The 4,591-nt window shown below is 61.7% G+C and carries 4 protein-coding genes; all 4 read right to left on the reverse strand.

The genetic code is table 11. The features are described 5' to 3' along the window. Window positions 1-34: 34 nt before the first annotated feature. The gene (locus tag QZY06_RS07570) at window positions 35-811 is read right to left on the reverse strand and encodes a quinoprotein dehydrogenase-associated SoxYZ-like carrier (protein WP_295682385.1); all 777 of its coding nucleotides are present in this window, start codon (window positions 809-811) and stop codon (window positions 35-37) included. 16 nt (window positions 812-827) lie between these two features. After that, window positions 828-1,706 carry an ABC transporter substrate-binding protein gene (locus tag QZY06_RS07575; protein ID WP_295682390.1) on the reverse strand — a complete coding sequence of 293 codons (879 nt, stop codon included), beginning with the start codon at window positions 1,704-1,706 and terminating at the stop codon, window positions 828-830. Then, entirely contained in the window at window positions 1,703-2,149 is a 447-nt protein-coding gene (gene pedF, locus QZY06_RS07580; RefSeq protein WP_295682393.1) for a cytochrome c-550 PedF, read from the reverse strand. The genes QZY06_RS07575 and pedF overlap by 4 nt, the downstream gene beginning before the upstream one ends. A gap of 163 nt (window positions 2,150-2,312) precedes the next feature. Continuing rightward, a complete protein-coding gene (locus QZY06_RS07585; protein ID WP_367275585.1) occupies window positions 2,313-4,046 on the reverse strand; it encodes a methanol/ethanol family PQQ-dependent dehydrogenase in 1,734 nt (577 codons plus the stop codon). Window positions 4,047-4,591 lie beyond the last annotated feature (545 nt).

A 4,591-nucleotide genomic window follows, 5' to 3' on the forward strand; every position in this document is an offset into this window, starting at 1 on the left:
ACCGCAAGCAGCGCGGCGGGCAAGCAGCGGCCCTTCAAGGCTTGATCTCGGCCGAGAACTTGTTGCCCTGGATGTCGCCGCCGGAGACGCGCACCGGGCCGCTGCCTTTCAGATCGAAGCTGAATACCGGATTCTCCGAAATCGGCTCATAGCTGTGCACGCGCGCCAGTGCCTCGCCTTTCGCGTCGCTCAACAGGATTCGATCGATATAGAACGCCGGGATGCCATTGGCGAGGCCGGTGTCCATCGGGTGAATCAGCCGCAGGCGCAGGCGCTGGGTCCTGGTCTCGGCGTTCGGCCACAACCGGCCGCTGACTTCGTTGAGCCGCGTCTGCCAGACCGGATCACCGCTGCCATAGCTCGGCGTGGTGCAGCCGCCACCAGCAGCGCTGAGCCAGACGCCGCCGATGTGCCAGACGCCATCCTTGGTACGCGCCGCGGCGCGGATCGGCGTCGACTGTTCGACCTTGAAGCGGAATGCGAGATCGGGCGTAGCCTGCAACGGCTCGTAGCTGATGATCTTCTGAATCGGATTCAGATCAGCGACGACGACGATTTCCTCGACGCCATCCAGACCCTCGGCGCTGACCTGCACCGGCACATCGAGCGGGTTCTCGGCATTGGCCGGCGCGATGACCTTGACCCGATCATCGAACACCACTTTCTGATCCTTGAAATAGCGGCCGTAGATCGTGCCCCAGGCTGGCGACTTCAGCGGATCAGGCGGTGGCTCCAGCGCGAGCGCGGCTGACACCACGCCCACGTGGCCAAGCACGAAGACAGCAATCCGGAGGCTGCGCATGGCCGTCATCTGTCAGTCCGCTCGTCTAGCGCAGCCCTGGCGTCACGTAATCGATGCCGTAACGCGCATAGATCGCTTTCAGTTCGCCGCTCTCGATCAGCTTCGACATGGCGTCGGCGAGCGCCGCGCTCAGTTTCGGGCTGTCCTTCTTGACCGCGATGCCGAGTTCCCAGGCGCTGCGGAAAATGCCCTGGAACTGGATCGGCTGCGGCGTTGCCAGATTCGCCTTGGCACCGTGGGCGAACATCAGACCCTGCAGTTCGCCTTTGGGCGCCACCACGGCATCGAGCTTGCCTTCGGTGTAGGCCTGCACGCAGGCATCCAGTGTCGTGTAGCGGGTCACCGAGGCGTTCAAGACCCCGGACTCGAAGTTGGTCAGATACTGATCCGAGATCGAACCGATTTCGACACCGACCCGCTTGCCCTTGAGGTCGCCGATCGTCGAGTACGACTTGAATTTTTTCGTGTCGAACGACAGCGCCACGGCTTCACGGTAATAGATGCCGAAGATCGATACCTGACTCTGGCGCGCGACGTACTGCGGATCGGCACCGACGTGCAGCATCACATCACCGACGCTGCCGCCGACGATGGTGCCGCGCCACAGGTTGTTGCGCAGGTCGTCATCGAGATCGTCGCCGGGAATGAAGGTGCGAAACGTGGCATTGACGCCCACCGCCGCCGCCAAGGCCTTGCCCATGTCGACATCGACACCGGTGAAGGCACCCTTCTTCTCGTACGAATACGGCGGGTAATCGCGGTAGACGATGAACTCCAGCGAGCCCTTCTGCCTGACGATATCGAGACGGTCCGGCGCGTCATCATCGGCGCGTACCGCACCGATCAGGGACGACGCCAGGATGGCCAGCGCTGCGATCAGCCGGGTGACACGGCGGATCCTCATTCGTCGCTGTGCACGCTGACGATGTAGCTGCGGATCGCCCAGATCGCTTCTTCCTTGAACACGTCCTTGAACGACGGCATGTAGGTGACGCCATTGCGGATCGCACCGCTCATGACCTTGCCCTTGAAGTATTCGTCGGTGGCAGCGTCGGTCGGCAGCATGCGCAGATCGGGCGCGATACCACCGGATACGGCACCGAGGCCATGGCAGCGAGCGCAGTTCTGACCATAGGCCGAGGTGCCGATCTTGATCGCTTCGGCATTGCCGGCGTAGGGGTTCTTGTTGGTCGATTCCTTGAGCGGCGGCAGCTTGGAAACATCGACCGCCTGCGGCGTGACATCACCGTGAGCGCGAGCTTCGCTGGAAACGAAGGACAAGGAGACGGCGCCGACGAAGCCGGCGATCGAAGCAGCGACAGCGAGATTGAAGCGAGTGCGATTCATCATGGATTCCAGGGACTGGCAGGTGGAAAGGAAATCGGCTGAGCGAATTCGATTCGAAGTGGATTTGAGATGGGGATGAGAGTGAGACCGCGAGAATCAGAGAAGGAGCCCCGCGAACCGGGCTCCTTCTTCGTTCCGCTTGTGTTCTAGACCGCTTGCATCCTTACGGCGTTACTTGAGCAACGGCCGCCTTGCCCGACTTGTGCAGCTTGAAGACCCAGAACGAGCCACCCTGGCTGATGTCCTTGACCTTCTTCGCCACTTCGCCGCCCCAGAGCGGAACCGCACCGCCCCAGCCCGACGCGACGCCGATGTACTGCTCGCCGTCCATTTCCCAGGTCGTCGGCTGACCGACCACGCCCGAACCGGTCTGGAACTTCCATAGTTCCTTGCCCGTCTTGGCGTCGAATGCCTTCAGGAAACCTTCCGGCGTGCCGGTGAACACCAGGTTGCCCGCGGTGGTCATCACACCACCCCAGAGCGGCGCCGGGTTCTTGTATTCCCAGACGATCTTGCCGGTGGCCGGATCCATCGCGCGCAGCGCACCGATGTAATCCTCGTACAGCGGCTTGATGGTGAAGCCGGCACCCAGATAGGCCGCACCCTTCTTGTAGGTGATCGGCTCGTTCCAGATGTCCATGCCCCACTCGTTGGCCGGCACGTAGAACAGGCCGGTCTGGCCCGAGTACGCCATCGGCATCCAGTTCTTGGCACCGAGGAAAGCCGGCGCGGCAAACACCGCACTGCCCTTCTCACCCTTGCCTGGATCGCCCGGACGGTTGTTCGACTCGATCGGACGACCGGTCTTCAGGTCGACGCCCGAGGCCCAGGTCTGCTTGGTGACGAACGGGCTGGCGCTGAGCAGCTTGCCGTTCTCGCGGTTCAGCACATAGAAGAAGCCGTTGCGATCGGCCTTGGCGCCGGCCTTCACGGTCTTGCCATCCTTCTTCATGTCGAAGCTGATGAACTCGTTGACGCCGTCGAAATCCCAGCTGTCATTCGGCGTGCTCTGGTAGCTCCATTCGATCTTGCCGGTATCGGCGTTGATCGCCAGCGTGGAGGTCGAATAGAGGTTGTCGCCCGGGCGGCTGTAGGAGTTCCACGGTGCCGGATTGCCGGTGCCGCAGTAGATCTGGTTGGTATCCGCGCCATAGGTGCAGCCGAGCCAGGTGGCAGCGCCGCCGGTCTTCCAGAGATCGCCCGGCCAAGTGGCGTTGAGCTTGCCCGAGATGCCGTTTTCCTTGCCGTTCAGGTAGCCCATGTGGCCTTCGACGGTCGGACGCGACCAGACCATCTTGCCGGTCTTCGCATCACGCGCTTCGATACGGCCGACAACGCCGAACTCGCCACCGGATACGCCGGTGATCAGCTTGCCCTTCACGATCAGCGGCGCCGCAGTGTACGAGTAGCCGCCCTTGAAATCGTCGATGGTTTCGGTCCAGACAACCTTGCCGGTATCGGCATTGAGCGCCACCAGCTTCGCGTCCAACGTACCGAAGATCACCAGATTGTCGTACAGCGCAGCGCCGCGATTGACGACGTCGCAGCAAGGCACGATGCCTTCCGGCAGGCGGTGTTCGTACACCCAGATCTTCTGGCCGGTCTTCTGGTCCAGCGCCCAGATGCGCGAGTAGGAACCGGTGATGAAGATCCTGCCGTCGATGACCAGAGCCTGGGTTTCCTGGCCGCGCTGTTTCTCGCCGCCCATCGAGAACGACCAGGCCGGCACCAGATCATCGATGTTGTCGCTATTGATCTTGGTCGAACTGCTGAAGCGCTGACCGCTGTAGCCCATGCCGACGGTGAGCACGTCGTTCGGCGTGTTCTGATCGTTGGCGATCATGGCGTCGGTGACCGATGCGGCGACCGCCACTGTGGCACTGGCGGCCAGCACCATGCCGATCAGGACGCGACAGCCGACCCGAACAGCACTGGTTCCTGTTGAATTACGGACCATTGTTATTTCTCCTCAAAGCTATAGTTGTATACAGATGTGACATCCCTACCGGTGCCATCGGCGCGCCCCGAAGCACGATCAGTGCCAGCTTGAAAACCGCAGTGCAGCAATTTCGCCTGCCCTTGCCGGCCTTCAGAAGCGGTCGTGAAAATCCCTCCAGCTAACTGATCTGATTGACTATTTATTCATGATCGTCAGACCGTGAAATGGATTCCCGAGAACCATTCCCAGTTGCCGGAACACGGCTCTCATAGCGCCTTATCGTCAGTGTCACCAGCGGGGTACAAGCCAACGGTTGCCTGTACCGACGTCGGGACGAAGCAACTGCTGGATCATCGATGACACAGCAGCATCACGCCGAGACGCGATTGCCGACTGTGGCGCTGCGATGAAACACCAGGTGACGCGGCAAGTCCCCACCTACCCGCTTTCGACATCGACGGCGCCACGGCGGGCATAAAAAAACCGGGCGCGAAGCCCGGTCA

It is taken from the genome of uncultured Nevskia sp. (genome assembly GCF_903885465.1).
Classification (GTDB): domain Bacteria; phylum Pseudomonadota; class Gammaproteobacteria; order Nevskiales; family Nevskiaceae; genus Nevskia.